The organism is Cellulomonas denverensis (assembly GCF_012396125.1).
Taxonomy (GTDB): Bacteria; Actinomycetota; Actinomycetes; order Actinomycetales; family Cellulomonadaceae; genus Cellulomonas; species Cellulomonas denverensis.
This window is the reverse complement of sequence record NZ_JAAXOX010000011.1, coordinates 77,609-102,707: the sequence shown is the minus strand read 5'-3', so window position 1 is coordinate 102,707 and position 25,099 is coordinate 77,609. Positions and strand designations below refer to the sequence as shown.

Annotated in this window: 25 protein-coding genes; all 25 read right to left on the bottom strand. The window is 71.4% G+C overall.

Going from position 1 to position 25,099, the window contains the following annotated elements; translation table 11 throughout:
* Position 1: 1 nt before the first annotated feature.
* Positions 2–928, bottom strand: a complete 927-nt coding sequence (locus tag HGA03_RS15535) for a carbohydrate ABC transporter permease (RefSeq protein ID WP_168631200.1) — start codon at positions 926–928, stop codon at positions 2–4.
* Positions 925–1,872: a carbohydrate ABC transporter permease gene (locus HGA03_RS19645; RefSeq protein WP_168631199.1), complete on the bottom strand. Its 948-nt coding sequence runs from the start codon at positions 1,870–1,872 to the stop codon at positions 925–927. The genes HGA03_RS15535 and HGA03_RS19645 overlap by 4 nt, the downstream gene beginning before the upstream one ends.
* Entirely contained in the window at positions 1,869–3,173 is a 1,305-nt protein-coding gene (locus HGA03_RS19130; protein ID WP_168631198.1) for an ABC transporter substrate-binding protein, read from the bottom strand. The genes HGA03_RS19645 and HGA03_RS19130 overlap by 4 nt, the downstream gene beginning before the upstream one ends.
* 377 nt (positions 3,174–3,550) lie before the next feature.
* On the bottom strand, positions 3,551–5,746 hold the full coding sequence (locus HGA03_RS15520) for a putative Ig domain-containing protein (protein WP_168631197.1): 2,196 nt from the start codon (positions 5,744–5,746) through the stop codon (positions 3,551–3,553).
* Positions 5,747–5,955: 209 nt separating this feature from the next.
* Entirely contained in the window at positions 5,956–6,873 is a 918-nt protein-coding gene (locus HGA03_RS15515; protein ID WP_168631196.1) for a carbohydrate ABC transporter permease, read from the bottom strand.
* Positions 6,873–7,817, bottom strand: a complete 945-nt coding sequence (locus HGA03_RS15510; RefSeq protein ID WP_168631195.1) for a carbohydrate ABC transporter permease — start codon at positions 7,815–7,817, stop codon at positions 6,873–6,875. The genes HGA03_RS15515 and HGA03_RS15510 overlap by 1 nt, the downstream gene beginning before the upstream one ends.
* Before the next feature lie 93 nt (positions 7,818–7,910).
* The gene (locus HGA03_RS15505) at positions 7,911–9,224 is read right to left on the bottom strand and encodes an ABC transporter substrate-binding protein (protein ID WP_239073689.1); all 1,314 of its coding nucleotides are present in this window, start codon (positions 9,222–9,224) and stop codon (positions 7,911–7,913) included.
* A 79-nt stretch (positions 9,225–9,303) separates the two neighbouring features.
* A complete protein-coding gene (locus tag HGA03_RS15500; protein ID WP_239073692.1) occupies positions 9,304–10,320 on the bottom strand; it encodes a LacI family DNA-binding transcriptional regulator in 1,017 nt (338 codons plus the stop codon).
* Positions 10,321–10,650: 330 nt separating this feature from the next.
* Complete coding sequence (locus tag HGA03_RS15495) at positions 10,651–10,935, bottom strand: hypothetical protein (protein WP_168631193.1); 285 nt, start codon at positions 10,933–10,935, stop codon at positions 10,651–10,653.
* A 158-nt stretch (positions 10,936–11,093) separates the two neighbouring features.
* A complete protein-coding gene (locus HGA03_RS15490) occupies positions 11,094–12,374 on the bottom strand; it encodes an N-acetylglucosamine-6-phosphate deacetylase (protein ID WP_168631192.1) in 1,281 nt (426 codons plus the stop codon).
* Positions 12,375–12,435: 61 nt separating this feature from the next.
* A complete protein-coding gene (gene nucS, locus HGA03_RS15485; RefSeq protein ID WP_168631191.1) occupies positions 12,436–13,131 on the bottom strand; it encodes an endonuclease NucS in 696 nt (231 codons plus the stop codon).
* 13 nt (positions 13,132–13,144) lie between these two features.
* Complete coding sequence (locus HGA03_RS15480; RefSeq protein ID WP_168631190.1) at positions 13,145–13,573, bottom strand: DUF2550 family protein; 429 nt, start codon at positions 13,571–13,573, stop codon at positions 13,145–13,147.
* Between the two features lie 7 nt (positions 13,574–13,580).
* Positions 13,581–13,859 (bottom strand): F0F1 ATP synthase subunit epsilon, encoded by a 279-nt coding sequence (locus HGA03_RS15475; RefSeq protein WP_168631189.1) that lies wholly within the window; start codon positions 13,857–13,859, stop codon positions 13,581–13,583.
* Positions 13,859–15,340, bottom strand: coding sequence for a F0F1 ATP synthase subunit beta (gene atpD, locus HGA03_RS15470; RefSeq protein WP_168631188.1), 1,482 nt, complete (start codon positions 15,338–15,340; stop codon positions 13,859–13,861). The genes HGA03_RS15475 and atpD overlap by 1 nt, the downstream gene beginning before the upstream one ends.
* A 61-nt stretch (positions 15,341–15,401) precedes the next feature.
* Entirely contained in the window at positions 15,402–16,295 is an 894-nt protein-coding gene (locus tag HGA03_RS15465) for a F0F1 ATP synthase subunit gamma (protein WP_168631187.1), read from the bottom strand.
* Positions 16,296–16,297: 2 nt separating this feature from the next.
* A complete protein-coding gene (gene atpA, locus HGA03_RS15460; RefSeq protein ID WP_168631186.1) occupies positions 16,298–17,926 on the bottom strand; it encodes a F0F1 ATP synthase subunit alpha in 1,629 nt (542 codons plus the stop codon).
* A gap of 57 nt (positions 17,927–17,983) precedes the next feature.
* On the bottom strand, positions 17,984–18,799 hold the full coding sequence (locus HGA03_RS15455) for a F0F1 ATP synthase subunit delta (protein ID WP_168631185.1): 816 nt from the start codon (positions 18,797–18,799) through the stop codon (positions 17,984–17,986).
* Positions 18,799–19,362 carry a F0F1 ATP synthase subunit B gene (locus HGA03_RS15450; protein WP_168631184.1) on the bottom strand — a complete coding sequence of 188 codons (564 nt, stop codon included), beginning with the start codon at positions 19,360–19,362 and terminating at the stop codon, positions 18,799–18,801. The genes HGA03_RS15455 and HGA03_RS15450 overlap by 1 nt, the downstream gene beginning before the upstream one ends.
* A 4-nt stretch (positions 19,363–19,366) precedes the next feature.
* Positions 19,367–19,582, bottom strand: a complete 216-nt coding sequence (gene atpE / locus HGA03_RS15445) for an ATP synthase F0 subunit C (protein WP_203767609.1) — start codon at positions 19,580–19,582, stop codon at positions 19,367–19,369.
* 88 nt (positions 19,583–19,670) lie between these two features.
* On the bottom strand, positions 19,671–20,480 hold the full coding sequence (atpB, locus tag HGA03_RS15440; protein ID WP_239073690.1) for a F0F1 ATP synthase subunit A: 810 nt from the start codon (positions 20,478–20,480) through the stop codon (positions 19,671–19,673).
* Positions 20,481–20,570: 90 nt separating this feature from the next.
* Positions 20,571–21,080 (bottom strand): Cg1360 family ATP-synthase-associated protein, encoded by a 510-nt coding sequence (locus HGA03_RS15435; RefSeq protein ID WP_168631183.1) that lies wholly within the window; start codon positions 21,078–21,080, stop codon positions 20,571–20,573.
* Between the two features lie 51 nt (positions 21,081–21,131).
* The gene (locus HGA03_RS15430; protein ID WP_168631182.1) at positions 21,132–22,367 is read right to left on the bottom strand and encodes a glycosyltransferase family 4 protein; all 1,236 of its coding nucleotides are present in this window, start codon (positions 22,365–22,367) and stop codon (positions 21,132–21,134) included.
* Entirely contained in the window at positions 22,364–23,020 is a 657-nt protein-coding gene (locus HGA03_RS15425) for an L-threonylcarbamoyladenylate synthase (protein ID WP_168631181.1), read from the bottom strand. The genes HGA03_RS15430 and HGA03_RS15425 overlap by 4 nt, the downstream gene beginning before the upstream one ends.
* 14 nt (positions 23,021–23,034) lie before the next feature.
* The gene (prmC, locus tag HGA03_RS15420) at positions 23,035–23,943 is read right to left on the bottom strand and encodes a peptide chain release factor N(5)-glutamine methyltransferase (RefSeq protein ID WP_168631180.1); all 909 of its coding nucleotides are present in this window, start codon (positions 23,941–23,943) and stop codon (positions 23,035–23,037) included.
* Positions 23,940–25,034: a peptide chain release factor 1 gene (gene prfA / locus HGA03_RS15415; RefSeq protein ID WP_168631179.1), complete on the bottom strand. Its 1,095-nt coding sequence runs from the start codon at positions 25,032–25,034 to the stop codon at positions 23,940–23,942. The genes prmC and prfA overlap by 4 nt, the downstream gene beginning before the upstream one ends.
* Positions 25,035–25,099: the final 65 nt, after the last annotated feature.

The window sequence follows — 25,099 nt, the reverse complement described above, 5'->3', positions numbered from 1 at the left end:
CTCAGAACCGCACCCCGCCCGCGGCCAGGCCGGAACGCCAGAATCGCTGCAGGGAGATGAAGATGACGATGATCGGGATGATCGACACCAGCGCCCCGATGATCACCAGGGTCTGCAGGCCCGGGATGGTGATCGCGGCCTGGCTCCAGCCGGACAGCCCGACCGTGACCGGCTGCAACCGGGTGTCGGTGAGCACCAGCAGCGGGAGCATGTAGCTGTTCCAGGAGCCGATGAACGCGAACAGCAGGATGGTCACCGACCCGGAGCTGAGCAGCCGGGAGGAGATCGAGCGGAAGATCCGCCACTCGCTCGCCCCGTCCAGCCGCGCCGCCTCCAGGATCTCCCCCGGCACCGCGGACCCGGCGAAGACGAAACCGAGCATCACGCCGAACGGGTAGACCAGCTGCGGCAGCAGCACCCCGAGCATGGTGTTGTTCAGCCCGATCTCGACCAGCAGGACGTAGATCGGCTGGGCCAGCACGGTCTGCGGGATCAGCATCGAGCCGAGCACCGCGCCCAGCACGACCGAGCGGCCCTTGAACCGATAGACCGCCAGCGCGTACCCGGTGATCACGCTGATGAAGGTCATCAGGATCGAGCCGAGCCCGGAGTAGATCACCGAGTTGCCCAGCCAGCGCCAGAAGATGCCGCCGTCCCGCGCGGTCAGGTCGGACAGGTTCTGGAACAGGTTGAAGTCGGCGAACCAGAACCCCGGGGTGGAGAACAGGTCGCCGGTGCTCTTGGTCGAGGCGACGATCAGCCAGTACACCGGCACCAGGAAGTAGATCGCCGTGACGATCATGACCGCCCAGCCGATCACCCGGGCGGCGCGGCTGGGCCGTTCGCCCTCGGCGGTGGTACGCGGCTTCGGCGGACGGCCCGGGGTGGTGGCTGCCGGACGGCCGCTGACGATGGTCGGGGCGGTCATCGCGCACCGCCCTTCCTGCGGTTGGAGGCGGCGGACAGCGCGATCGACAGGATCATCGTCACGATGCCGAGGAGCACGGCCATCGCGGAGCCGAGGTTGAGATTCCCGCCCAGGGTAGTGGTCTGGTAGATCGCCATGTTCGGCGTGTAGGACCCGGAGATGTTCGAGGTGATCGAGCGCAGGGTCATCGGCTCGTTGAACAGCTGCAGGGTGCCGATGATCGAGAACAGCGTGGTCAGCAGCACCGCGGGCATGATCATCGGGATCTTGATCTGCAGCGCCAGCCGCAGCTCGCTCGCCCCGTCGATCCGGGCGGCCTCGTACATTTCCCGCGGCACGGTCTGCAACGAGCTGAAGATGATGATCATGTTGACCCCGGTGACCGACCAGATCACCACGTTGACCAGTGACCACATCACGGTGCCCGGCGCCAGGAACTGCGGGTCGACGCCGAGGTCCTGCAGCACCGACACGATCGGGCTGACCTTCGGCTGGTACAGGAAGCCCCAGATCAGGGCGGCGACCACCGACGGGACCGCGTAGGGCAGGAACACCGAGAGCTGGAAGAACTTCTTGCCGCGGACCATCGCCGAGTCGAACAGCAGCGCCAGGGCCAGGGCGATCAGCAGCATCACCGGGACCTGGACCACGCCGAACAGCAGCACCCGGCCGAAGGCGCGCAGGAACTCGGAGTTCCCGAACGCCTGGACGTAGTTGTCGAAGCCGACGAAGGCCTCCTCGCCGCCGCCGAAGCCCAGCCCGGACCGCTGCACCGCGAAGAAGCTCTTGTAGACCGCGATCACGATCGGCAGCACCAGGAAGACCACGAACAGCGCGGCGAAGGGCGCGATGAACACGTAGGGAGCGGCCCGCAGCCCCCCGCTCCCGGCACCACGACGGCGCCGGGAGCGGGGGGCCACGGTGGCCGGGGAGGCCGAGGTCACTCCTGCACCTCGAGGCCCATGTCCTGCAGGTCCTTCACGGTCTTGGCCTGGACCTGGTCCAGTGCCTCGGCGAAGGTGAGCTGGCCGTTGGCGACCTGGGCGAAGGCGTCCTTCAGCGCGTCCTGGGTCAGGTCGAAGGTCGGCCCGTCCACCCAGGTGTCCGGCACGGTGGCCGCGGCGTCGGCGAAGACCTGGTTGGCGACCTGCCCGCCGAAGTACTCGTCCTCGACCAGCAGGGCGTCGTTCTCCTGACCGACGTAGGCCGACGGGAAGACCCCGCCCTCGATCAGGTGGGTGGTGCCCTCCTCGCTGGCGTTCAGCCAGCTGATGAACTCCACCGCCTGCTCGACGTGTTCGGTGCCGCGGGGCACCACGTTCACCGAACCGCCGGACTCACCGGCGGACTCGGAGCCGGCGAAGGTCGGGGTCGGGGCGATCCCCCACTTCCCGGACAGGTCCGCAGCGCTCTCCTTGAGCAACGCGGGGAACCAGGCGCCGTAGTTGATGGTGGCGATCGTCCCGTCGTTCACCTCGGCCCAGTACTCCGGGGTCCACATCTCGACGACCTTGACCAGGTCCTCGTCCAGCAGGGTCTGCCAGACCTCGGCCACGTCCTTGCTGGCCTCGTCGTTGACGCTGACCTGCCAGGAGTCGCCGTCGATGCCGTACCAGGAGCCGGAGTTCTGCCACACCGACTGGATCCAGAACCCGGCCTCGTTCGGGGAGAACTGGGCGATGTACACCTCGGGGTTCGCGGCGTGCAGCGCTCGGGCGGCGTCCAGGTACTCGTCCCAGGTGGTCGGCACCTCGATGCCGTACTGGGCGAACAGGTCGGTCCGGTAGAGCAGCCCGGACGGGCCGGAGTCCTGCGGGACCGCGTACACCTTGTCGTCGAAGACCACGGTGCCCCAGGACGACGGGGTGAACTCGTCCTGCAGGTCGGCGGCGTACTCGGTGATGTCGGTGAGCCGGTCGTTGATGATGTGGCCCGGCAGCGAGTGGCTGGACATCTGCACGATGTCCGGGGCGGTGCCGGCGTCGATGGCGGCCGGGATCTTGTCGCCGTCGTCGCCGGTCATCCGGAAGAAGTCGATCTGGATGTCGGGGTTGGCGGCGTTCCACTCGGCCACGGTGTCCTCCAGGCCGGGGACCCAGCCCCAGAACTCGAGGGTGACCGGCTCGCCGTCGCCGCTGGACCCGCTGCCGCCGTCGCCGCCGCCCGAGCAGGCCGTCACGGCCAGGCTCAGCACTCCGACGGTCGCCGCGGCCGCGAGCAGCCGCTTCTTGCTCCCACTAGCCATCGTTGGCGTTCCTCTCTGAAGCCACCACGCGGGTGGACCCGGTGGGCAGCCGGGGCGCTGCTCACCTCCGCGATCGGTTGAAGCGCTTCGACCCTGGAGAGGGCGGCTGCCACCGGGGTGGCATGTGCGGAAATGTGCGACTCCGAGCGCCGGTTCGTGAGGGCCGCCGGACGGTGCCGACGGGGCGTGCGCAGCGGAACTGCGCCTTCTCAGGTCTCCGTTGCCCTTCGTTGCGCAAGCGCTTCGACGGTCTCGCAGGGGCGACCTTACGGGCAGCACAGGCCGGATGACAAGTCCCGGCGATCAACCCCGGACAGGATCGCGCAACACCGGACACGGCGCCGCTACGCCGGAGACGGCGTGAACTGCGGGAACGGTCAGCGCCGACGGCGGCGCAAGGCCAGGATCGCGGCGCCTGCGACCACCAGGGCGGCGGCCGACACCACGACCACACCCACCTGCGTCCCGGTGACCGCCAGGCCGGCCGGCGCCGGGACGACGGTCGCAGCGATCACCGTGAAGCCCGCTCTCGCCGTCCCCGAGGTGGCGGTCGCGGTCACGGTGTGGGCACCCGGTGCGACGTCGGCGGGCACGGTGAAGGTGAGGGTGAACCCGCCGGCCTGATCCGCGATCACGGTGCCGAGGCCGACCGGCGAGGAGGTGAGCACCAGCTGGACCGGCTCCCCGGGGACGAAGCCGCTGCCGACCGCGGTCTGCGATTGCCCCGCCATCCGGATCGGGTACCGCACGGTCAGCCCGGGCACGGCGGCCGGCTGGACGGTGATCGTGACGGTGCGCTCGGCGGTCCCGTGCAGGTTCGTCGCGGTGACGTCGATCGTGACCGTGCCGGCCGCGGTGGGCGTGCCGCTGACCCGGCCGGTCGCCGGGTCGAGGGTCAGACCGGCGGGCAGCGGCCCACGGGCGACCGCGGTCACGGTCGGAGCCGGGTCGCCGGTCACCGCAGGGGTGAAGTCGAACGGGGTGCCGACGGTGCCGGTCGCCGGGCTCCCGGCGACCGTGGGTGCCTGGCCGGCGGCGACGGTCCAGGTGAAGGCGCTGGTGTCGGTGAGTGTGCCGGCACCGGTGGGCGAGGTGGCGGTGACCGTGACCGGGTAGTCCCCCGGGGTGGTCGGCGTGCCGGTGATCCGGCCGGTTGCCGGGTCGAAGCTCAGGCCGTCGGGGAGCCCGGTGACCGCGAAGCTCACCGCGAGGCCGGGGGTGGCGACGCCGCCGGGGGTGACCGGGCCCAGGGCGACGCCCACCGGATCGGTGCGGGAGCCGGTGGCGTCGATGCCGAGGCTGGACTCGTCGATGTCCAGGCTCACCGGGGTGATCCGGGTCAGGTCGTCGGGTGTGCCGGCGTCCCCGTTCAGCGCCGTGAAGGCGCCGCCGACCAGGAGGGCACCGTCGGAGGTCTCGGCCAGGGCGGACACCGAGCCGTTGAACCCGGTGCCCAGGGCGTCGTTGACGTCGTCGTCCAGCGAGCCGTCCGGGGCGAACCGGACCAGGGAGTTGGGCACCACGCCCGCTCCGGAGTAGTTGCCGCCGACCAGCACACCGCCGTCGGCGCTCACCAGCACGGTCGCGACCACGGCACGGCCGAAGGTGGCCGCGGTCGCGTTGAACGACGTGCTGGTGTCCCGGACCCCGTCACCGTCCACGCGCAGCAGTCCGGCGGGGGTCGCATCCCCGTCGATCGCCGAGAACGTGCCGCCCAGGATCACCCCGCCGTCCGCGGTCGTGGCGATCGTGTACACCACGCCGGACACCCCGGAGCCGACCGCCGCGTTGAAGCCGGTGTCACGGTCGGGGCTGCCGTCCGCGTTCAACCTCGCCAGCCGGGCGGGGATCGAGTTCTGCAGGTTCAGGGTCTGGAAGACACCACCGACCAGCAGGTCGCCGTCGGGAAGCGCGGCGACCGTGTCGACCCGGTCACTGAAGCCCTGCGCCAGGCTCGCGGCCAGCGCGGTGTCGAGGCTGCCGTCCGCCCGCAGCCGGATCAGGCCGCGCGGCACCCGCGAGCCGTCGAGGAAGGCGAAGTCGCCCACCACCAGCAGATCGCCGGTGACCTCCCAGGCCAGATCGGTGACCGGGCCCTCCAGCCCGGAGCCGAGCGCGGTGACCCAGGCCGGATCGGGCACGCCGCCGGCCGGGTCGAGTCGCACCAGTCGCTGCGGGATCGTGGCGGCGCCGTCCATCGTGGTGAAGTCACCGCCGATCACGATCTGGCCGTCATCGGCGAGCAGCCCGGTCCGCACCCGGGCGTCCAACCCGGTGCCGAGGGCGGCGTTGAACCCGGTGTCGGTGTCCGGCGAACCGTCGGCGTTCAACCGCACCAGATGATCGGGGATCGACCCGTCGCCGTTCAGGCTGGTGAAGTCACCGCCGACGATCAGATCGCCGCTGCCGTCGGCCAGCGGCAGCACCACCTGCACGGCCGCGTCGAAGCCGGCGCCCAGACCGGGCATGCCCGGGAGGGCCGCCCACCCCGTGACCAGTGCCTGGGCGGTGCCGAGCGGCAGGACGACCAGAGCGGCGGCCAGCGTGCTGGCGGCGACACGGCGCAGCGACATGACGGGTCCTCGGGGCGAGACGGCGGGTGCCGGGCGCACCGTCGCCCGGCACCACTGACACCCGAGTGTCTCGCGCCGCGTGGGTACCGCAAGTCCCCCGTGCACACCGGGTGGGTGGTGACGCGGTACGGGGCGGACGCGCCGACCGCGCATCCGCCCCGTACCCCGCCGGCCGTCCCCCGACCCGCCGGTTCGCCCCCGCGCTCAGCTCACTTGACCGCACCCGCCGTGATGCCACGGGTCAGGGTGCGCTGGAACATGATGAAGAAGATGATCGCCGGGATCATCGACACCAGGGCGCCGGCGTTGGTGGTCGGCGCATCCATCATCCGGTCGCCCTGCAGCGAGGCCAGCGCCACCGGGATGGTCTGGGTCGCGTTGGTGGTCAGCATGACCAGCGGGATGAAGAACTCGTTCCAGGTCCAGATGAAGAAGAAGATCACCAGCACGGACATGGTCGGCCGCACCACCGGGAAGACGACGCTCCACAGCGTGCGCCACTTGCCCGCCCCGTCCAGCGCCGACGCCTCCAGCAGCGCCTTCGGGAAGGTGCCGAGCACCGAGGACAGCAGGTAGGTGCCGAACGCCGCCTGGATCACGGTGAAGATCAGGATGATCGACCACTGGTTGTTGCTCAGCCCGACCTTCTGCGCCATCTGGAACAGCGGGTAGACCAGCACCTCCTGCGGCAGCATGTTGGCCAGCAGGAACAGGGTCACGATCGACATCCGGCCCTTGATCCGGCCGACGCCCAGCGCATAGGCGCTCAGCAGGGACACCACCACGGCGAAGATCGCCACGAAGCTGGAGATCCACACCGAGTTGAGCAGCTTCTCCGGGAAGTTGACCCGCTCCCAGAAGTTGACCAGGCCGTCGGTGTAGAGCTCCTGCGGGATGCTCAGCGGCCCGTTCGTGGAGTAGTCCGCCGGGGACTTGAAGGCGTTCAGCACCATGATGACGAACGGGATCATCATCAGCACCGCGACGATGATCGCGGCGGCGAGCACGAACCAGCGGGCCACGCCCCGGCGGTGCCGTCGATCGGTGTCGGTGGCCTTGGAGCGGCGCGGTCGCCGGCCGGCGCCGACCCCCGCCGAGCCGGGCAGGGTCTCGATCTGCGTGGCCATCAGTGCCCCTCCTCCTCACGACGGGCACTGCGGGCCTGCAGCACCATGATGACGACCGCGACCACGATGATCAGCAGCGTCAGGACGTTGGCGATCGCGGCGCCGTAGCCGACCTTCGACTTGTCGAAGAAGTTCAGGTACGAGTAGTAGCTCGGCACCAGCGTCGAACTCTCCGGGCCACCGCGGGTCAGCACGTAGATCGGTCCGAAGACCTTCAGCGCGGCGACCGTGCAGGTCAGCGTGATGACGAACGTCTCCGGCTTGATCTGCGGCAGCGTGATCGCCTTGAACCGGTGCCACCAGCCCGCGCCGTCCAGCTCGGCCGCCTCGTACAGCTCGGGGTCGACCCGCTGCAGCGCGGACATGAAGATGACCACCGGGTAGCCGATCTGGATCCAGATCAGCACCAGCATCACGCTGGGCAGGGCGGTGTCGGTGGAGCCCAGCCAGTTCGGCGGGTTGTCGATCCCGATCCCGCGCAGGATCACGTTCACCGCGCCGGTCTGGGAGTTCAGGATCCAGTTCCACAGCACACCGGCCACGGCGACCGGCAGGATCTGCGGCAGGTAGTACAGCGCGCGCAGGGTGGAGGCGACCCGGGGGCCGAACCGCTTGCCCAGCACGTCGAACAGCACGGTGGCGAGCAGCAGGCCGATCACGGTCGGGATGATCACCATCGCGCCGATCATCGCGATCGAGTTCTTGAACGAGGTCCAGAACTGCTCGTCCTGCATCAGGTCGGCGTAGTTGCCCAGGCCGTACCACCGCATCGGGGCGTTGCCGCCCTTCCACTTGTGCAGGGAGTAGTAGATGTTCATCCCGAACGGGATCAGGATGATGACGGTGAAGCCGATCAGGCCCGGCAGCAGGTAGGGCACATAGCCCCACTTGCCGCGGTTCTTGCGTCGGCGCGACGGGGTGGTCGCAGTGGTGGTCGTGGACATCAGGGGGCCGTTCTCCTCGCAGGTCTCCGCTGGATTCGGGGGATGGGAGGCGCGCCGGTCCCGTCACCGTGGCGACGGGACCGGCGCGGAGGATCAGCCCTCGAGCAGGTCGGTCTTGCCGTCCTCATAGGCGCTGGACAGCGAGTCCAGCACCTCGTCCGGGGTCTTGGACTGGTTGATCAGCGACTGCATCTCGGACACGATCACGTCGTAGAACCCGGCCACCGGCCAGTCGGGGTAGAACGCCAGGCCGTCCTCGTCCAGGACGGTGTTGAAGTTCTCGGTCATCTCCCGGGTCTTCTCGTCCGTGATGCCCGAGGCGTCGGTGGACGCGACCGGCAGGCCACCCGCCTGGCCGAGGATCTCCTGCACCTCATCGCTCAGCGTGATGTCGATGAAGTCGTAGGCCAGGTCCTTGTTCGCCGCGTTCTCCGGGACCACCCACAGGTTGCCGGAGGAGCCCGGGTGCAGGTCGTTGCCCGGGAACAGGCCCTGGCTCCACTGGAACGGGATCTCCTCGTTCAGCCGGCCGAACCACCACGAGCCGGAGACCATGATCGGGTAGGTGCCGTTGATGAAGGACACGCCCATGTCCTCGGCGGTCAGCGCGGCGGAGTCGGAGGCGATGTAGCCGGCCTTGATCCACTCGTCGAGCTTGTTGGTCGCCTGGGTGAAGGCGTCGTCGTGGAAGTCCACGTCGCCCTTGAACAGCTGGTAGTCGTCGACCAGCGACCGGTCGCCGTAGTGCAGCACCAGCTCGTACCAGAGCTGACCCATCGGGTACTCCGACCCGGCCTCGGCCAGCGGGGTGATGCCCTTCTCCTTGAACGCCGCGAGCGCCGCCTCGAACTCCTCGAAGGTGGTCGGGATCGCGATCCCGTTCGCGGTGAACATGTCGTCGTTGTAGTAGTTGCCGACGAACTCGCCATAGTTGGCCACGCCGTACCAGTCGCCGGAGCCCATCAGGCCCTGCTCGTCGTACATGCCGGTGGTCTGGATCGAGGCGGGCAGGATGTCGCCCCAGCCACGGGACTCGGCCTCGTCGGTCAGCGGGGTGATCAGGCCCTGCGAGGCCAGCTGGCCCGCGGTGGCGTTGCCCTTGTTGTACTCCATCACGTCCGGCACGTCGTCGCCGGTCAGGAAGATGGAGGCGTTCTTCTGGATCTGCTCGAAGGTCTGGTTCTCGACCTTCACCGTGACGTCGGGGTGCTCGTCCTCGAAGATCTCGATCGCGCGGGCCCAGGCCTGGCCCATCGCCGACTCGTCGTTCTCGTAGTGCCAGACGGTCAGGGTGTTGGCGTCGGAGCCCCCGCCTCCTCCGCCGTTGTCCCCACCGCAGGCCGCCAGGGCCAGGGGCAGGGCGAGCGCCATCGCGCCCGCCACGTACCTGGTGCGCTGAGCCTTCACGTCGTTCCTCCTCGTCGAGTTACTGCCGGGTCGTACAGGTCTTCCTGCGCCGGTGAACGCCGGTGCAGGGTCGGGGGGTCTAGGGGTGCGGGCCGCCGCGGGGCGCCGGGCCGGTGCTGCCCAGGTCGACGAGTCCGCAGCCGATCAGCGTCGGCGCGGGCACCTCGCCGGTGCCGAGCACGCTGAGCAGCAGGTCCACCCCGGCGCGGCCGAGGGCGACCCCCGGGGCGTGCCAGGTGGTCAGCGGCGGCACGGTCTGCCCGGCCACCGCCGGGGTGGACACCACCGCGGCGACCGAGACATCACCGGGGATCGCGACCCCGCGGGCGGCGAACTCGGCGACCAGCCCGAAGGCGGCCTCCTCGTTCATCACCAGCACCGCGGTCGGTGGCTGCGGTGCGTCGAGCAGCTGCGCGGCCACCACCCGCCCGCCGGCCACCGACTCCTCGGCGAACACCTCCTGGGCGGGCAGTCCGAGGCCGGCCACGATCCGCCGGTAGGCCTCGCCGGCCCGCACGGTCGGTCCGTGGCCCTCGGTGACCCGGTGCTCGGCGTGGTTCACGAACGCGATCCGGCGGTGTCCCAGTCCGGACAGGTGCTGCACCGCCGCCACCACGGTCGCGTCGAAGTCGATGTCCACCACCGGCAGGCCGTCGTCGCCGGTCCGCCCGATCAGCGCCTGCGGGATCCCGGCCTCGGCCAGCGCGCGGACCCGGGCGTCGCCGGTGCCGACCTCCATCAGCAGCACCCCGTCGGCCAGCCCCTGCCGGGCGACGTCCAGCAGCCCGGCGGCGTCATCGGTGGCGAACGGCCAGAGCACCAGCTGGTAGCCACGGTCCTGGGCGGCCTCGGTGGCGCCGATCACGAACTCGGCGGAGGTGCGGGAGAGACCGGCCGGGCCCATCGGGAAGGCCAGCGCGAGCACGTGGCTCCGCTTGCTCGCCAGTCCGCGGGCCAGCGCGTTGGGCCGGTAGCCGAGTTCGGTCATCGACGCCTCGACTCGGGCCCGGGTGCCGGCGGACACCGGCCGCGCGGCGGTCAGGGTGGCGGAGACCGTCGACAGCGCCACCCCGGCATGCCGGGCGACGTCCTGCATGGTCACCACCACTCCACTGCCCTCTTCCTCGACGGCACGGCTCTACCTCACTGCAGAGTCGAAGCGCTTCGCGTGGCCGTAACTCTAGCCACCGAACTAATCGAAGGTCCAGCTGGGCGCGGAAGCGTTTCGATACCGTGATCATCGGATGATCAGGCGGTCAGGGCGATCCCTGGGACGAATCGGTTCGACACACGGCGACGACGACGGCGCGGGACGGGCGGGCAGCCGGGCGGCTGGGCGCGGCGGGCAGGTCGGCGCGGGCCCGGCGGGCACGAGGGTGGGCGCGCGGGGCCGGACACCGACACGGTCGCGCGCCGCCCGCCGCCGCTAGGACTCCCCCGCGCCCCGGCGGGACGACGCCAGCAGCGAGCCCACCAGCAGCAGTGCCACGAAGCCGCACAGGATCGTGATCGGCCACTGCCCGAACCCCGCCGCGGCGCGCTGGTACCAGGCCCGGCGGCCGGCGCGTTCCGGACCGGCCAACTGGTTCCAGACCGGGGGAACGTGCACCACCACTCCAACCATCAGGCACCCGGCCGCGGCGAGGAACGCGGGGCGCGGCCGGCCGGTACCGACGGAGGGCCGGGTGGCATGGCGGGCGGGGCTGGTCACGGCGGGTCCTCGGGCTCGAACGGGCGGACCACCGCAGGCTAGGGCCGGGGCGCGGGCGTGCGACCCGGGGTAAGTGGCGGAGGGCGAGGTCCTGGGTGGACCGCCCCGGCCCCCCACGTCACGGACCCTGGGTCGACCCGCGCCCTCGGCGGGAGAGTTCAGTCCTCGATCAGGACGCCCGCCCGGTACACCGCCACCGGCGCGAGCTCGTGGTCGGTGACCAGGACGTCCGCCCGGCGACCGGCGACCAGGGCACCGAGGTCCTCCCGGCCCAGCACGTGGGCGGGGGTGGTGGCCGCGGAGCGCACCGCCGCGACCATCGGCACTCCGGCGGCGACGGTCGCCCGCACCACGTCCAGCAGGTGCGCGGTGCCACCGGCGATCGCGCCGGAGCTGCCGTCGTCGGCGATCAGCCGGGCCACGCCCTCTCCGACCCGGACCGCCATCGGCCCGAGCCGGTAGTCGCCGTCCGGCATCCCGGCCGCGGCCATCGCGTCGGTGACCAGCATGATCGACTCCGCGCCGACCAGGTCGAAGATGCTGCGCACGGTGGCCGGGTCCAGGTGGGTGCCGTCGGCGACCAGTTCAACCACCAGCTCGCCCCGGGCGGCGGCGGCCAGGCAGGCGGCGATCGGGCCCGGGTCGCGGTGGTGCAGGGGGCGCATGCCGTTGAACAGGTGGGTGGCGGTCAGCCGCGGCGACCGGCCGGGCAGGAGTCCGCCGCCGACCGCCTCGGCCCGCTCGCCACCGGCCAGCAGGGCCCGGCCGCGCTGCACCGCCGCCTCGACAGTCGGGGCGTGGGCGTCGGTGTGCCCAATGGACGGCAACGCCCCGGCCTGCACCAGGGCGGACATCGCATCCGGCCGGCCGGGACCGCCGTCGGCGACACCGGGCACCTCGGGGGCGATGGTCATGGTCACCAGGTGGCCGCGGGCGGCGGCGGCGAGCTCGGCCACCAGCACCGGGTCCCCGCCCAGCATGTCGCCGGGGTTCTGGGCGCCGCAGCGATCGGCGGACAGGAACGGGCCCTCGGAGTGGATGCCGATCAGCTCACCGGCGTCGACCAGGTCGGCCAGCAGGGCGGCCCGGGCGAGCAGCACCTCGCGAGGGGCGGTGACCAGGGAGGCGACCAGGCCGGTGGTGCCGTGCCGCAGGTGCTCCCGGGCGGCGGTCCGGGCCTGGTCGGCGGTGGTGGCGTCCGGGAAGGACTCCCCGCCGCCGCCGTGGTCGTGGATGTCGATCAGGCCGGGCAGCACTGTGGTGCCGGGGGCCGGCTCGGCGGGCAGCTCGTCGCGCCACTCGGCGGGCAGCTGCTCCACCGGCCCCACCCAGGCGATCCGGTCGCCGCTGAGCACGACGACCCCGTCGGGCTCGATCTGGGTGGGGGTGACGACCTCGCCACGCAGCAGGGTCGGGGCGTCGGTGCGGTACGTGCTCACCCGCCCATTGTGGACCTGGCCACGGTCCCGGGGCCACGGCCCGGGGTCCCGCGTGTGCAGCTCAGAACAGCCGGGAGTCCACGTCGTCGACCCCGCGCATGGCGTCGTAGTCCAGCACCAGGCAGGTGATGCCGCGGTCGGTGGCCAGCACCCGGGCCTGCGGCTTGATCTCCTGGGCGGCGAACACCCCGCGCACCGGCGCCAGCAGCGGGTCGCGGTTCAGCAGTTCCAGGTAGCGGGTGAGCTGCTCGACGCCGTCGATGTCGCCGCGCCGCTTGATCTCGACCGCGACCGTGCCACCGCCGGGGCCCTTGGCCAGGATGTCCACCGGGCCGATCGCGGTCGGGTACTCCCGGCGGACCAGGGTGTGCCCGCTGCCGAGCACCTCGATCTGGGCCGCCATCAGCTCCTGCAGATGTGCCTCGACCCCGTCCTTGACCAGACCCGGGTCGACGCCCAGATCGTGCTCGGAGTCGTGCAGCACCTCGTGGATCTCGATCACCAGCAGGTCGTCGCTCTTGGTGTGCTGCACGGTCCACACCTGCTCGACGCCGCGCTCGGCCGCCTCGCCCTCGGCGGGTGCGGTGCGCAGCGTGCACGGCGGGCTCATCCAGTTCAGCGGCTTGTACGAGCCGCCGTCGGAGTGCAGCAGCACCGACCCATCGGACTTCACCACCACCAGGCGAGTGGCCAGCGGCAGGTGGGCGTTCAGGCGGCCGCTATACCGGGCGGCGCAACGGGCGACGAGCAGGCGCATGTGTGTGTCTTCCTCAGATCACCAGGTAGGAGGCGGTCGGTCCGGCCTCCAGCCAGGACGTCAGGCCGGCGTAGGCCTCGCGGGACATCACCAGCTCGACCTGTTCCTCCAGGCCGACCGGACCGCCGGCGACCCGGCAGCGCACCACCAGCGGTCCGCCGGGACGCCCCTCGTGCAGCGGGGCCCGTTCCAGCACGCTCAGCCCGGACCGGGACCAGGTGCGGGTGGCCCGGAAGGACAGCGACCGCAGCTTGAACCAGTACAGGCTGTGCGCCCCGTAATGCGCGACGCCGGGGACCTGACGGCCCCCGGCGCGCACGGCACAGGAGAAGGAGCCCACCCGACGGGTCAGGGTGTGCCACCGGGACAGTGCGACCCCGCCCACGGCCAGCACGACGACCACGACGAACAGCGCGATCAGCGCGACGTGGACCTCGTGCACGGGTGGGTCAGGCAGCCGGGGTGGCGGTCTCGTCGAGGCCGTCCACCACCACCGTGACCTGGTCGTCGTCGACGGAGAGGAACCCCCCGTGCACGACCCACTGCTGCTTGGCGCCGCCCTCGGTCTCGATCCGCACCCGGCCGTGGCCGAGCACGGACAGCACCGGGGTGTGACCGGGCAGGATGCCGATCTCGCCGTCGGAGGCGGGGGCGCTCAGCGACCGGGCGGCACCGGACCAGATGGTGCCGTCGGTGCCGACCAGGTCGACCTCGAGCTTGCCGGGCATCAGACCCCGTACTCCTTCTGGATCCGGGCCCAGTTGCGCTCCAGGTCCTCCAGGCCACCGATGTTGAAGAACGCCTGCTCGGCGATGTGGTCGAACTCGCCGGCCGCGATCCGCTTGAACGCCTCGACGGTCTCGGCCACCGGCACGGTCGAGCCGACCACGCCGGTGAACTTCTCCGCCATGTAGGTGTTCTGGGAGAGGAACTGCTGGATCCGGCGGGCGCGGGCCACGACGGTCTTGTCCTCCTCCGAGAGCTCGTCCACACCGAGGATGGCGATGATGTCCTGCAGCTCCTTGTTGCGCTGCAGGATCGACTTCACCTGGGTCGCCACGTCGTAGTGCTCCTGGCCGACGTACCGCGGGTCGAGGATCCGGCTGGTCGAGGCCAGCGGGTCCACGGCCGGGTACAGACCGCGGGAAGCGATCTCACGGGAGAGCTCGGTGGTCGCGTCCAGGTGGGCGAAGGTGGTCGCCGGCGCCGGGTCGGTGTAGTCGTCCGCGGGGACGTAGATCGCCTGCAGCGAGGTGATCGAGTGACCGCGGGTGGAGGTGATCCGCTCCTGGAGCTGACCCATCTCGTCCGCCAGGTTGGGCTGGTAGCCCACCGCCGACGGCATCCGGCCCAGCAGGGTGGACACCTCGGAGCCGGCCTGGGTGAACCGGAAGATGTTGTCGATGAACAGCAGCACGTCCTGCTTCTGCACGTCGCGGAAGTACTCCGCCATCGTCAGCGCGGACAGCGCCACCCGCAGTCGGGTGCCCGGCGGCTCGTCCATCTGGCCGAAGACCAGGGCGGTCTTGTCGAAGACCCCGGCCTCCTCCATCTCACCGATCAGGTCGTTGCCCTCACGGGTGCGCTCGCCGACACCGGCGAACACCGACACACCACCGTGGTCCTGGGCGACGCGCTGGATCATCTCCTGGATCAGCACGGTCTTGCCGACACCGGCACCGCCGAACAGGCCGATCTTGCCACCCTGCACGTACGGGGTGAGCAGGTCGATCACCTTGATGCCGGTCTCGAACATGGTGGTCTTCGACTCGAGCTGGTCGAAGGCCGGCGGCTTGCGGTGGATCGGCCAGCGCTCGGTGATCTCGAGCTTCTCGCCCTCGGCCAGGTTCAGCACCTCACCGGTCACGTTGAACACGTGGCCCTTGGTGATGTCGCCGACCGGCACCGAGATCGGCGCCCCGGTGTCGGTGACCTTGGCACCGCGGACCAGGCCGTCGGTCGGCTTGAGCGCGATGGCGCGGATCAGGGAGTCACCCAGGTGCTGGGCGACCTCCAGCGTCATGGTGAAGCCGCCCTGGGTCTCGCCCTCGCCCTGACCGGACAGGTCGATGTCGACGGTCAGTGCGTTGTACATCTCCGGGATCTGGTCCGCAGGGAACTCGATGTCCACGACGGGCCCGATCACGCGCGCGACGCGGCCCACGCCCGGCGTGGCCGTGTCCTTCGCGTCGACGGTGGTGGCGGTCATGTCTGCCTCACTTCGTGTTGCCGCCGCTGCGGCGGCGTGGGGGTTCTGGTCTGCGGGTGGTTCAGGAAGCCAGCGCGTCGGCGCCCGACACGATCTCGCTGATCTCCTGGGTGATCTCGGCCTGGCGGGCCTGGTTGGCCAGCCGGGTGTAGGTGCGGATGAGGTCCTCGGCGTTCTCGGTCGCGGTGTGCATCGCGCGCTGGCGGGAGGCCAGCTCGGAGGCCGCGGCGTGCAGCAGGCAGGAGTAGATCCGGGTCCGGACGTACCGCGGCAGCAGCGCGTCCAGCACCTCCTCCACGCTGGGCTCGAACTCGTAGAGCGGCAGCACCTCGTCCGAGCCGTGCTCGACGACGCCGTCCACGACCTCCAGCGGCAGCATCCGGATCACCTGGGGACGCTGGGTCACCATGTTCTGGAACCGGGTGCTGACGATGTGCAGCTCGCCCACCCCGCCGTCCTCGGCCGGTGCCGCGAAGTCGGCCAGCAGGCGGCCGGCGATCTCGTCGGCGAGCTCGGCGGTCGGGGCGTCGGACTGGCCGGTCCAGGACGCGGCCAGCTCCCGGTGCCGGAAGGTGTAGAAGGCCTCCGCCCGGCGTCCGGCGACGTAGAGCGCGACCTCCTTGCCCTCGCCGCGCAGCCGCTCGATCAGTGCCTCTGCCTCCCGGATCACACTGGCCGAGTAGGCGCCGGCCATGCCGCGGTCCGAGGCGATCAGGAGCACGGCGACCCGGTTGGTGTCCTCCCGGTCGGCCAGCAGCGGGTGCCGCACGTCCGAGTGGGTGGCCACCGCGGACACGGCCTTGGTGATCGCCGTGGCGTAGGGGCTGGCCGCCGCCATCCGGTCCCGGGCGCGACCGATCCGCGAGGCGGCGATCAGCTCCTGGGCACGGAACATCTTCTTGAGCGACTGGGTCGACCTGATCCGCTGGCGGTAGACCCGCTGCTGTCCGGCCATGCTCAGGCCTTCTTCTGCCGGACGATCTGCTCCTGCTCGACCGGGGTCTCGGACTCCTCCTCGGCGCCACCCACCAGCGGGGTGCCGTCGCCCTTGAGGAAGCCGGTCCGGAACTCCTCCACCGCGGCGGCCAGCGCCTCCTCGGTGTCCTCCTCCAGCTTGCCGGTGGAGATGATCGTGCTGAGCACGTCGGTGTTCCGGCGCAGGTGGTCCAGCAGCTCGGCCTCGAACCGGGCCACGTCCTCGACCGGGACGTCGTCCAGCTTGCCCTTGGTGCCGGCCCACACCGAGGCGACCTGCTCCTCGGCCGGGTACGGCGAGTACTGCGGCTGCTTGAGCAGCTCCATCAGCCGGGCGCCACGGGTCAGCTGGGCACGGGAGGCCGCGTCCAGGTCGGAGGCGAACATGGCGAACGCCTCCAGCGACCGGTACTGGGCCAGGTCCAGCTTCAGCGTGCCGGAGACCTTCTTCATCGCCTTGATCTGCGCGTCACCACCGACGCGGGAGACCGAGATACCGACGTCGACCGCCGGGCGCTGGTCCGCGTTGAACAGGTCGGACTGCAGGAAGATCTGGCCGTCGGTGATGGAGATGACGTTGGTCGGGATGTACGCCGACACGTCGTTCGCCTTGGTCTCGATCACCGGCAGGCCGGTCATCGAGCCCGCGCCCAGCTCGTCGGAGAGCTTGGCGCAACGCTCCAGCAGACGGGAGTGCAGGTAGAACACGTCACCGGGGTACGCCTCACGGCCCGGCGGGCGGCGCAGCAGCAGCGACACGGCGCGGTAGGCCTCGGCCTGCTTGGACAGGTCGTCGAAGATGATCAGGACGTGCTTGCCCTCGTACATCCAGTGCTGGCCGATCGCCGAGCCGGTGTACGGGGCCAGGTACTTGAAGCCCGCGGGGTCGGAGGCGGGAGCGGCCACGATGGTGGTGTACTCCAGCGCACCGGCCTCCTCCAGGGCGCCGCGCACCGAGGCGATGGTGGAGCCCTTCTGGCCGACCGCGACGTAGATGCAGCGCACCTGCTGGGCCGGGTCGCCGGTCTCCCAGTTCGCCTTCTGGTTGATGATCGTGTCGATCGCGATCGCGGTCTTGCCGGTCTGGCGGTCGCCGATGATCAGCTGACGCTGGCCGCGGCCGATCGGGATCATGGTGTCGATCGCCTTGATGCCGGTCTGCAGCGGCTCGTGCACCGACTTGCGGGCCATCACGCCGGGGGCCTGCAGCTCCAGGGCGCGGCGGGCGTCCGCGGTGATCTCGCCCAGGCCGTCGATCGGCTGACCCAGCGGGTCGACCACGCGGCCGAGGAAGTCGTCGCCCACGGGGACCGAGAGCACCTCACCGGTGCGGCGGACCTCCTGGCCCTCCTCGATCCCGGAGAACTCGCCCAGGACGATGACGCCGATCTCGCGGACGTCCAGGTTCAGCGCCAGGCCGAGCGTGCCGTCCTCGAACTTGAGCAGCTCGTTGGCCATCGCACCCGGCAGGCCCTCGACCTGCGCGATGCCGTCCGCGGCCAGGGTCACGCGGCCGACCTCCTCGGAGGCGGCGGCGGTGGGCTCGTAGGACTTCACGAAGCTGTCGAGCGCAGCCTTGATCTGGTCCGGCCCGATGGTCAGCTCAGCCATTGTTCTCTCCTGTCGAGACCGGCCCGTGCGGGCCGGTCAAGTTCTGGTTGCGCCGGGTCATCCGGCCAGACGGCGGCGGGCGTCGGCGACCCGCGCCGACACGGTGCCGTCGATGACGTCCGGACCGACCTGGACACGCATCCCGCCGAGGACCGCGGGGTCCACGGTGACGTTCAGCTGCACCTGGCGGCCGTAGGCACGGGCGAGGCCGGACCGCAGACGGTCCTCCTGCTCCCGTGTGAGGGCGGTGGCACTGGTGACCACCGCGACGGTGCGGGACCGGCGCTCGGCCGCGGCATCCGCCAGCGCGGACACGGCCGAGACGCTGCCCACGGTCTCGGACTGGTACGGGATCCGCTCCAGCAGGGTCAGCGTCCGCGGGTTCACCACGGGGCCGAACAGCTGCCGGATCAGCTCCTGCCGTGCCTGCTGCGAGGTGTTCCGGGTGGCCAGTGCCTCCCGGACGTCCCGCTCGGCGACCAGGAAGCGCTGGGTGCGGAACAGGTCCTCCTCGACGGTGTCGAGCACGCCCTCCGCCTCGGCACCGGCCAGCACGGCCTGGTGTCCGAGTCGTTCCAGGGCGGCCGGCAGGTCGGACTCGTGCGACCACCGCGAGCGGACCACGCCGCCGAGCAGATCGACGACCCGCTCGTCGGCCGACGAGCCGAGCACCCCCGCGACCAGTGCGGCCTTGGCCTCACCGGGCGCGGCCGGGTCGGTGAGCGCGCGCCGGAGCTGGCCGGAACCACGGACCACGTCCGCGAAGGCCAGCACCTGCTCGCCCAGCGCGGCCGCTTCCGCGCCGACCTGCTGCCAGAGCGTCTCGAAACGCTCGGCAGCCGCCGTCAGGGACGCCTGGCTCGCCGCGCGCATCAGCGCTCGCCCGCCGGGGTCGACGCGGCCGTCGCGGACTCGGACTCCAGCTCCTCGAGGAAGCGGTCGACCACCCGGGACTGCCGGGCCTGGTCGGACAGCGACTCACCGACGATCCGCGAGGCCAGCTCGACGGCGAGCTCGCCGACGTCCTGGCGCAGCGACTCGGCGGCCTGCTGGCGCTCGGCGGCGATCTGCCGCTGGGCGGTCTCCACGATCCGGGCGGCGTCGGCCTGGGCCTTCTGCCGCAGCTCGGCCACGATGGCCGCGCCCTCGGTCCGGGCGTCGTCCCGGATCCGGGCCGCCTCGGCACGGGCCTCGGCGAGCTGCTGCTTGTACTCCTCCAGCAGCTCCTGCGCCTCGGCCTGCGCCTCTTCCGCGTGCTCCAGGCCGCCCTCGATCTTCGCGGTGCGCTCGTCGAGCACCTTGAGGAACTTCGGCAGGACCTTGATGAAGACCGCGGCGATGATCGCCGTGACCACCAGGGACCAGACGATGTCGTAGGTCGCCGGGAGCAGGACGCTCTGCGTCGACTCCTCGGCGGCTGTGACGAAGGCGTGCATCAGATCAGAAGACGAAGCCGGCGACGAAGCCGATCAGGGCCAGCGCCTCGATGGCACCGAGCGCGATGAACATGTTGGTGCGCAGCAGACCCGCGATCTCGGGCTGGCGAGCGGTCGCCTCCTGGGTCTTGGCGACCATGATGCCCAGACCGATGCCGGGGCCGATGGCAGCCAGGCCGTAGCCGATGGTGGCGAGGTCTCCGGTGATCTCCACGATCATGTTTCCTTCCGTTGACGTCCCGGCGTTCGGGACGGGAACCGCTGGACCGGCCGGGGCCGGTTGTCCTCGGGGGTGAGGTGCCGTCGGGTCAGTGGTGCTGCTCCGACAGCTGGATGTAGACCGCGCTCAGCAGGGTGAAGATGTACGCCTGCAGCGCGGCGATGAAGATCTCGAACAGCGTGAACGCGAAGCCGGCGGCGAAGGTCACCACGCCGACCGCCTTGAGCGCGGCGGCCGCCTCGAAGAACAGGAAGTGGGTCGCCGCGAAGCACAGGACCAGCAGCAGGTGGCCGGAGATCATGTTGACCAGCAGACGGATGGTCAGCGTGGCCGGCCGCAGGATGAAGGTCGAGATCAGCTCGATCGGCGTCAGGATGATGTACACCGGCCACGGCACACCGGCCGGGAACAGCGACTCCTTGAGGTAGCCGGTCACGCCGTGGGCACGGATACCGGCGATGATGAAGGCGATCCAGCTGATGATCGCGAGCACCAGCGGCAGGCCGATCACCGAGGTCCCGGCGATGTTCAGCCCGGGGATCACCCCGGTGATGTTCATCGCGAACACGGTGAAGAACAGGATGGTCAGCAGCGACAGGTACTTGCGCCCGCCCTGCTTGCCGAGGATCTCCTCGGCGATCTGGACGCGGACGAAGTCGAGGGCCATCTCGGCGATGTTCTGGCCACGGCCCGGCACCAGGCGGACCCGGCGGGCGGCGAGCAGGAACAGCCCGCACAGCACGATGGTCGCGATGATCCGGACCAGCATGATCCGGTTGAGCTCGAAGGGGGTCCCCTCGAACAGGATCGCGTCGGGGAAGAACTCACCGATCGTGGGCACGTGGAAGCCGGACTCGTCCCCCGCGGCGGACATCATCGAAGGCACGAGGTTGAACAACAGTTCAGGCTCCTGGGGTCAAAGGGGCGCAGCCGGCACCGTGGTGGCTGTCGGACGGTGTGCAGCCTAACTCACAGGATGACTCGTTGATCACATCTGTTCAGAGTTGGGCGAATCGGGCGTGATGTACGGAACCCGATGGCGCACGACTGCACGGTAATCGAGAAGAGCCGAGGCGGCTACACCCACCAGCAGGACGATGCCGAACACGCGCTGGTCGTAGAAGTCGAGGCCGCGCAGCACCACCAGCACGGCGATCACCACCACCACCTTGGCCAGCCAGGTCACCATCACCACCGCGGTCATCCGCTGCACGGTGGAACTCGCGGTGAGCAGCATGGACAGCGGCGTCGCGCCGGAGAACACCAGGGCGAGCGCGGCGCCGATCAGCGCACCCCACAGGCCGGGCAGCCCGGCGACCGCCAGCCCGATCCCGCCGCCCAGCACCACCAGCGCGGCGGTCAGCAGCAGGGTGGCGCGCAGGGCGGTGCGGAACACCGGGGCGGTCTGCGGCGCGGCGGTGGCGGCGAGGATCTCCCGTTCCCGGGCTCGACGGGCCTGCTCCGCGGACGGCGGGGTCTCGGGCTGCTCGGTGCTCACGTCGGGTTCCTCGGGGCTGGGTGGTCGGTGGTCACGGGTGGGGGGCGGCGCTCAGGCCCCGGACGGCGTCGTGGGCCCGGGCAACGTCGTGGGTCCTGGCACCGTCGTGGGCCCGGGCAGCGCGGTCCGGGCCAGCGGGGCGGGACGGTCCGGGCCATCGGGTCCCCGGTCGCCGGCGGCCGGGTCGGCGTCGTCCGGGCGGCCGTTCGAGCCGCGCAGCGGGCCCAGGGTCAGCAGCAGGGCGACCACCACCCCCAGCGCGGTGCCGATCAGCACCGCGGTGGTGGAGAACCAGACCAGGGCGACGGCGGTGCCGGTGAACACCGCGGTCCACACGTACAGGATCACCACGGCGCGGCGGTGGCTGTGGCCCAGGGCGAGCATCCGGTGGTGCAGGTGCATCCGGTCCGGGTGGAACGGCGACTTGCCCGAACCCAGTCGCCGGATCACCGCCATCCCCATGTCCAGCAGCGGCAGCAGCAGCACCGCCACCGGCAGCAGGATCGGCAGGAACGCCGGGAAGGACTGCCGGGGCAGGGTGCCGGTGTCGATCTGCCCGGTGACCCGGATCGAGGCGGCGGCGATCATCAGGCCGATCAGCATCGACCCGGAGTCGCCCATGAAGATCCGGGCCGGGTGGAAGTTGTGCGGCAGGAAGCCGATGCACGCGCCGACCAGCAACGCCATGATCAGCGTCGCCAGGCTCGCGTAGCTGGTGGACCCGGCGTTCACGGTCAGCCAGTAGGAGTACAGGAAGAACCCGGCGCCGCCGATCGCGATCAGCCCGGCCGCCAGGCCGTCCAGCCCGTCGACGAAGTTGACCGCGTTCATCGCGACCACCACCGTCAGCACGGTCAGCACCAGCCAGATCCGGCTGGACCCGAGCACCACGCCACCGATCGGCAGTTGGTAGAGCTGCAGGCCCTGGGAGGCCATCATCAGCGCGGCGAGCACCTGGCCGACCAGCTTGGTCATCCAGTCCAGGTCCCAGATGTCGTCGGCGATCCCGAGCAGGCAGACCATCACCGCCGCGGCCACCACCCCCAGCACCGGCCGCGGATTGATGAACACGTCCGCGAGGAACCGCATCTGGGTGGCGAAGGCCAGCGCGACCAGCATCCCGGCCAGCATCGCCATCCCGCCCAGCCGCGGGGTCGGGATGGTGTGCACGTCACGGGACCGCACCGCGGTGATCGCCCCCCAGCGCAGCGCGCACCAGCGGGCCAGCGGCGTCAGCAGGTAGGTGGACGCCGCCGCGACCAGCAGGAGGAGGACGTAGACCCTCACCGGCCGGCGTCGCCTTCCACCGGGGCCACCGCCCGGAGGTCCTCCATGCTGATCGCACCCTCGCGGACCACCCGCAGGTCGTCGCCGGTCGCGTCCACGATGGTCGAGGCCACCCCGCCGGGGGTCGGTCCGCCGTCCAGGTAGACCTGCACCGCGGCACCGAGCTGCTCGTGCGCCTCGGTCACGTCCAGGGCGGAGGGCTGCCCGGTCTTGTTGGCCGAGGACACCGCGAGCGGACCGGTGCGGCGCAGCAGTGCCAGCGACACCGGGTGGTCGGGCACCCGCAGGGCGACCGTGCCGTGGGTCTCGCCCAGGTCCCAGACCAGCGACGGCTGGGCCCGCACGATGATGGTGAGGCCACCGGGCCAGAACGCGGCGGCCAGGTCACGCACGGCCGGCGGCACCGAGGTGGCCAGCCCGTCCAGGGTGGCGACCTCGGGCATCAGCACCGGCGGCGGCTGCTGGCGTCCGCGCCCCTTGGCGGCCAACAGGGCGGCCACCGCCTCCGGGGTGAAGGCGTCGGCACCGATGCCGTACACCGTGTCGGTGGGGAGCACGATCAGCCCGCCGCGGGACACGGTGTGCACCGCCGCGTCGATGGCCGGGCCCCAGCTGGCGGGGTCGGTGGCGTCCAGGACCGGGTCGGCAGTCACGGGACGTGAGTCTGTCACGTCCGGCTGTGTGCCGGGGACGGCGCGCCCACCGGGGCCGAGCGCCGGGCCACCAGCATCCGCGGCCGGCCGGTCAGGTCCGGGTCGGTGCGCACCTCGACGAACGCACCGGTCGCCACCGCCGCCGCGCGGGCCCGGGCGTCCTGCACCTCGGCGTGTTCCATCACCAGCAGCCCACCGGGGGCGAGCAGCCGGACCGCGGCATCGATCACCGCCCGGGGCACGTCCAGCCCGTCCGCCCCGCCGCCGTACAGCGCCAGGTCGGGGTCGTGGTCACGGACCTCCGGGTCGACCGGGACCGCGTCCGGCGGGATGTACGGCGGGTTCGACACCAGCACGTCTACCCGGCCGGCCAGGTCGGCCAGCAGGGTGCGGTCGCGCACGTCGCCGGTCAGCACGGTGAGGTCGGCGCCGGCCAGCCGGGCGTTCTCGGTGCTGAGCGCCACCGCGTCCAGGGAGGCGTCCACCGCGGTCACCCGGGTGCCGGACACCTCGGTGGCCACCGACAGTGCGATCCCCCCGGCGCCGCAGCACAGGTCCAGCACCACCGGCTCCTGGCCCAGGCCGGCCAGCCGGGCCGCCTCGTCCACCGCCACCTGGGCCACCTGCTCGGTCTCCGGCCGGGGCACGAACACCCCGGGCCGCACCCGCATGGTCAGGTAGCGGAACACCGTGCTGCCGACGATGTGCTGCAGCGGCTCGCGCCGGCACCGGCGGTCCACCAGCTCGGCATAGGCGGCGGCGAAGCCCTCGGGCACCGGCGGCGGCAGCACCAGGTCGACCCGGGGCAGGTCCAGCGCGTGGGCGGCCAGCGCCAGGGCGTCGTGCCGGGGCGATCCGACCCCGGCGTCGGCGAGCAGCCGGGTGGCGCCGTCGACCATAGCCCGCAGCGCCGGCGCGGTCATGCCTCCTCCGCGGCGGCGGCCAGCCGGGCTGCCTCGTCGGCGTCGATCGCGGACTGGATCACCGGGCCCAGGTCACCGTCCAGCACCGCGTCCAGGTTGTAGGCCTTGTACCCGGTGCGGTGGTCGGCGATCCGGTTCTCCGGGAAGTTGTAGGTCCGGATCCGCTCCGAGCGGTCCACGGTGCGGACCTGGGAGCGCCGCGCCGCACTGGCAGCGGCGGCGGCGGCCTCCTGCCGGGCGGCCAGCAACCGGGCACGCAGCACCCGCATCGCCTGCTCCCGGTTCTGCAGCTGCGACTTCTCGTTCTGCATCGACACCACGATGCCGGTGGGCAGGTGGGTGATCCGGACCGCCGAGTCCGTGGTGTTCACCGACTGCCCGCCCGGCCCGGAGGACCGGTAGACGTCGATCCGCAGGTCGTTCGGGTCGATCTCGACCTCACCCGGGTCGTCGACCTCGGGGAAGACCAGCACCCCGGCGGCTGAGGTGTGGATCCGGCCCTGGGACTCGGTGACCGGCACCCGCTGCACCCGGTGCACGCCGCCCTCGTACTTCAGCGCCGCCCAGACCCCCTCGGCCGGGTCGGTGACCGAGCCGCGGGCCTTCACCGCGACCTGCACGTCCTTGTAGCCGCCCAGGTCGGATCCGGTGGACTCCAGCACCTCGGTCCGCCAGCCGCGCTGCTCGGCGTAGCGCAGGTACATCCGCAGCAGATCGCCGGCGAACAGGGCGGACTCCTCGCCGCCCTCCCCCGCCTTGATCTCCAGGATCACGTCCCGGGCGTCGTCGGGGTCCCGCGGGATCAGCACCCGGCGCAACCGGTCGGCGGCCTGCTCGGCGGCGTCGGTCAGCGCGGGCAGCTCGGCGGCGAAAGCCGGGTCGGACTCGGCCAGCTCGGTGGCGTCGGCGCGGTCCTGCTCGGCGGCCTCCCACTCGCGGTAGGCGGCGGTCACCCGGCCCAGCTCGGCGTAGCGGCGGCCCAGGCGGCGGGCCTCGGTCGCGTCCGCGTGCACCGACGGGTCGGCGAGCTGCTGCTCGATCCGGGCGTGTTCGGCCAGCAGCGGTCGTGCCGCCGCGAAGGACTCACTCATCGCCACTCCCCGTCCCGGACATGACAAGCGCCGGTGACCGCGAGCTCGTCGAGCCCGCCGTCACC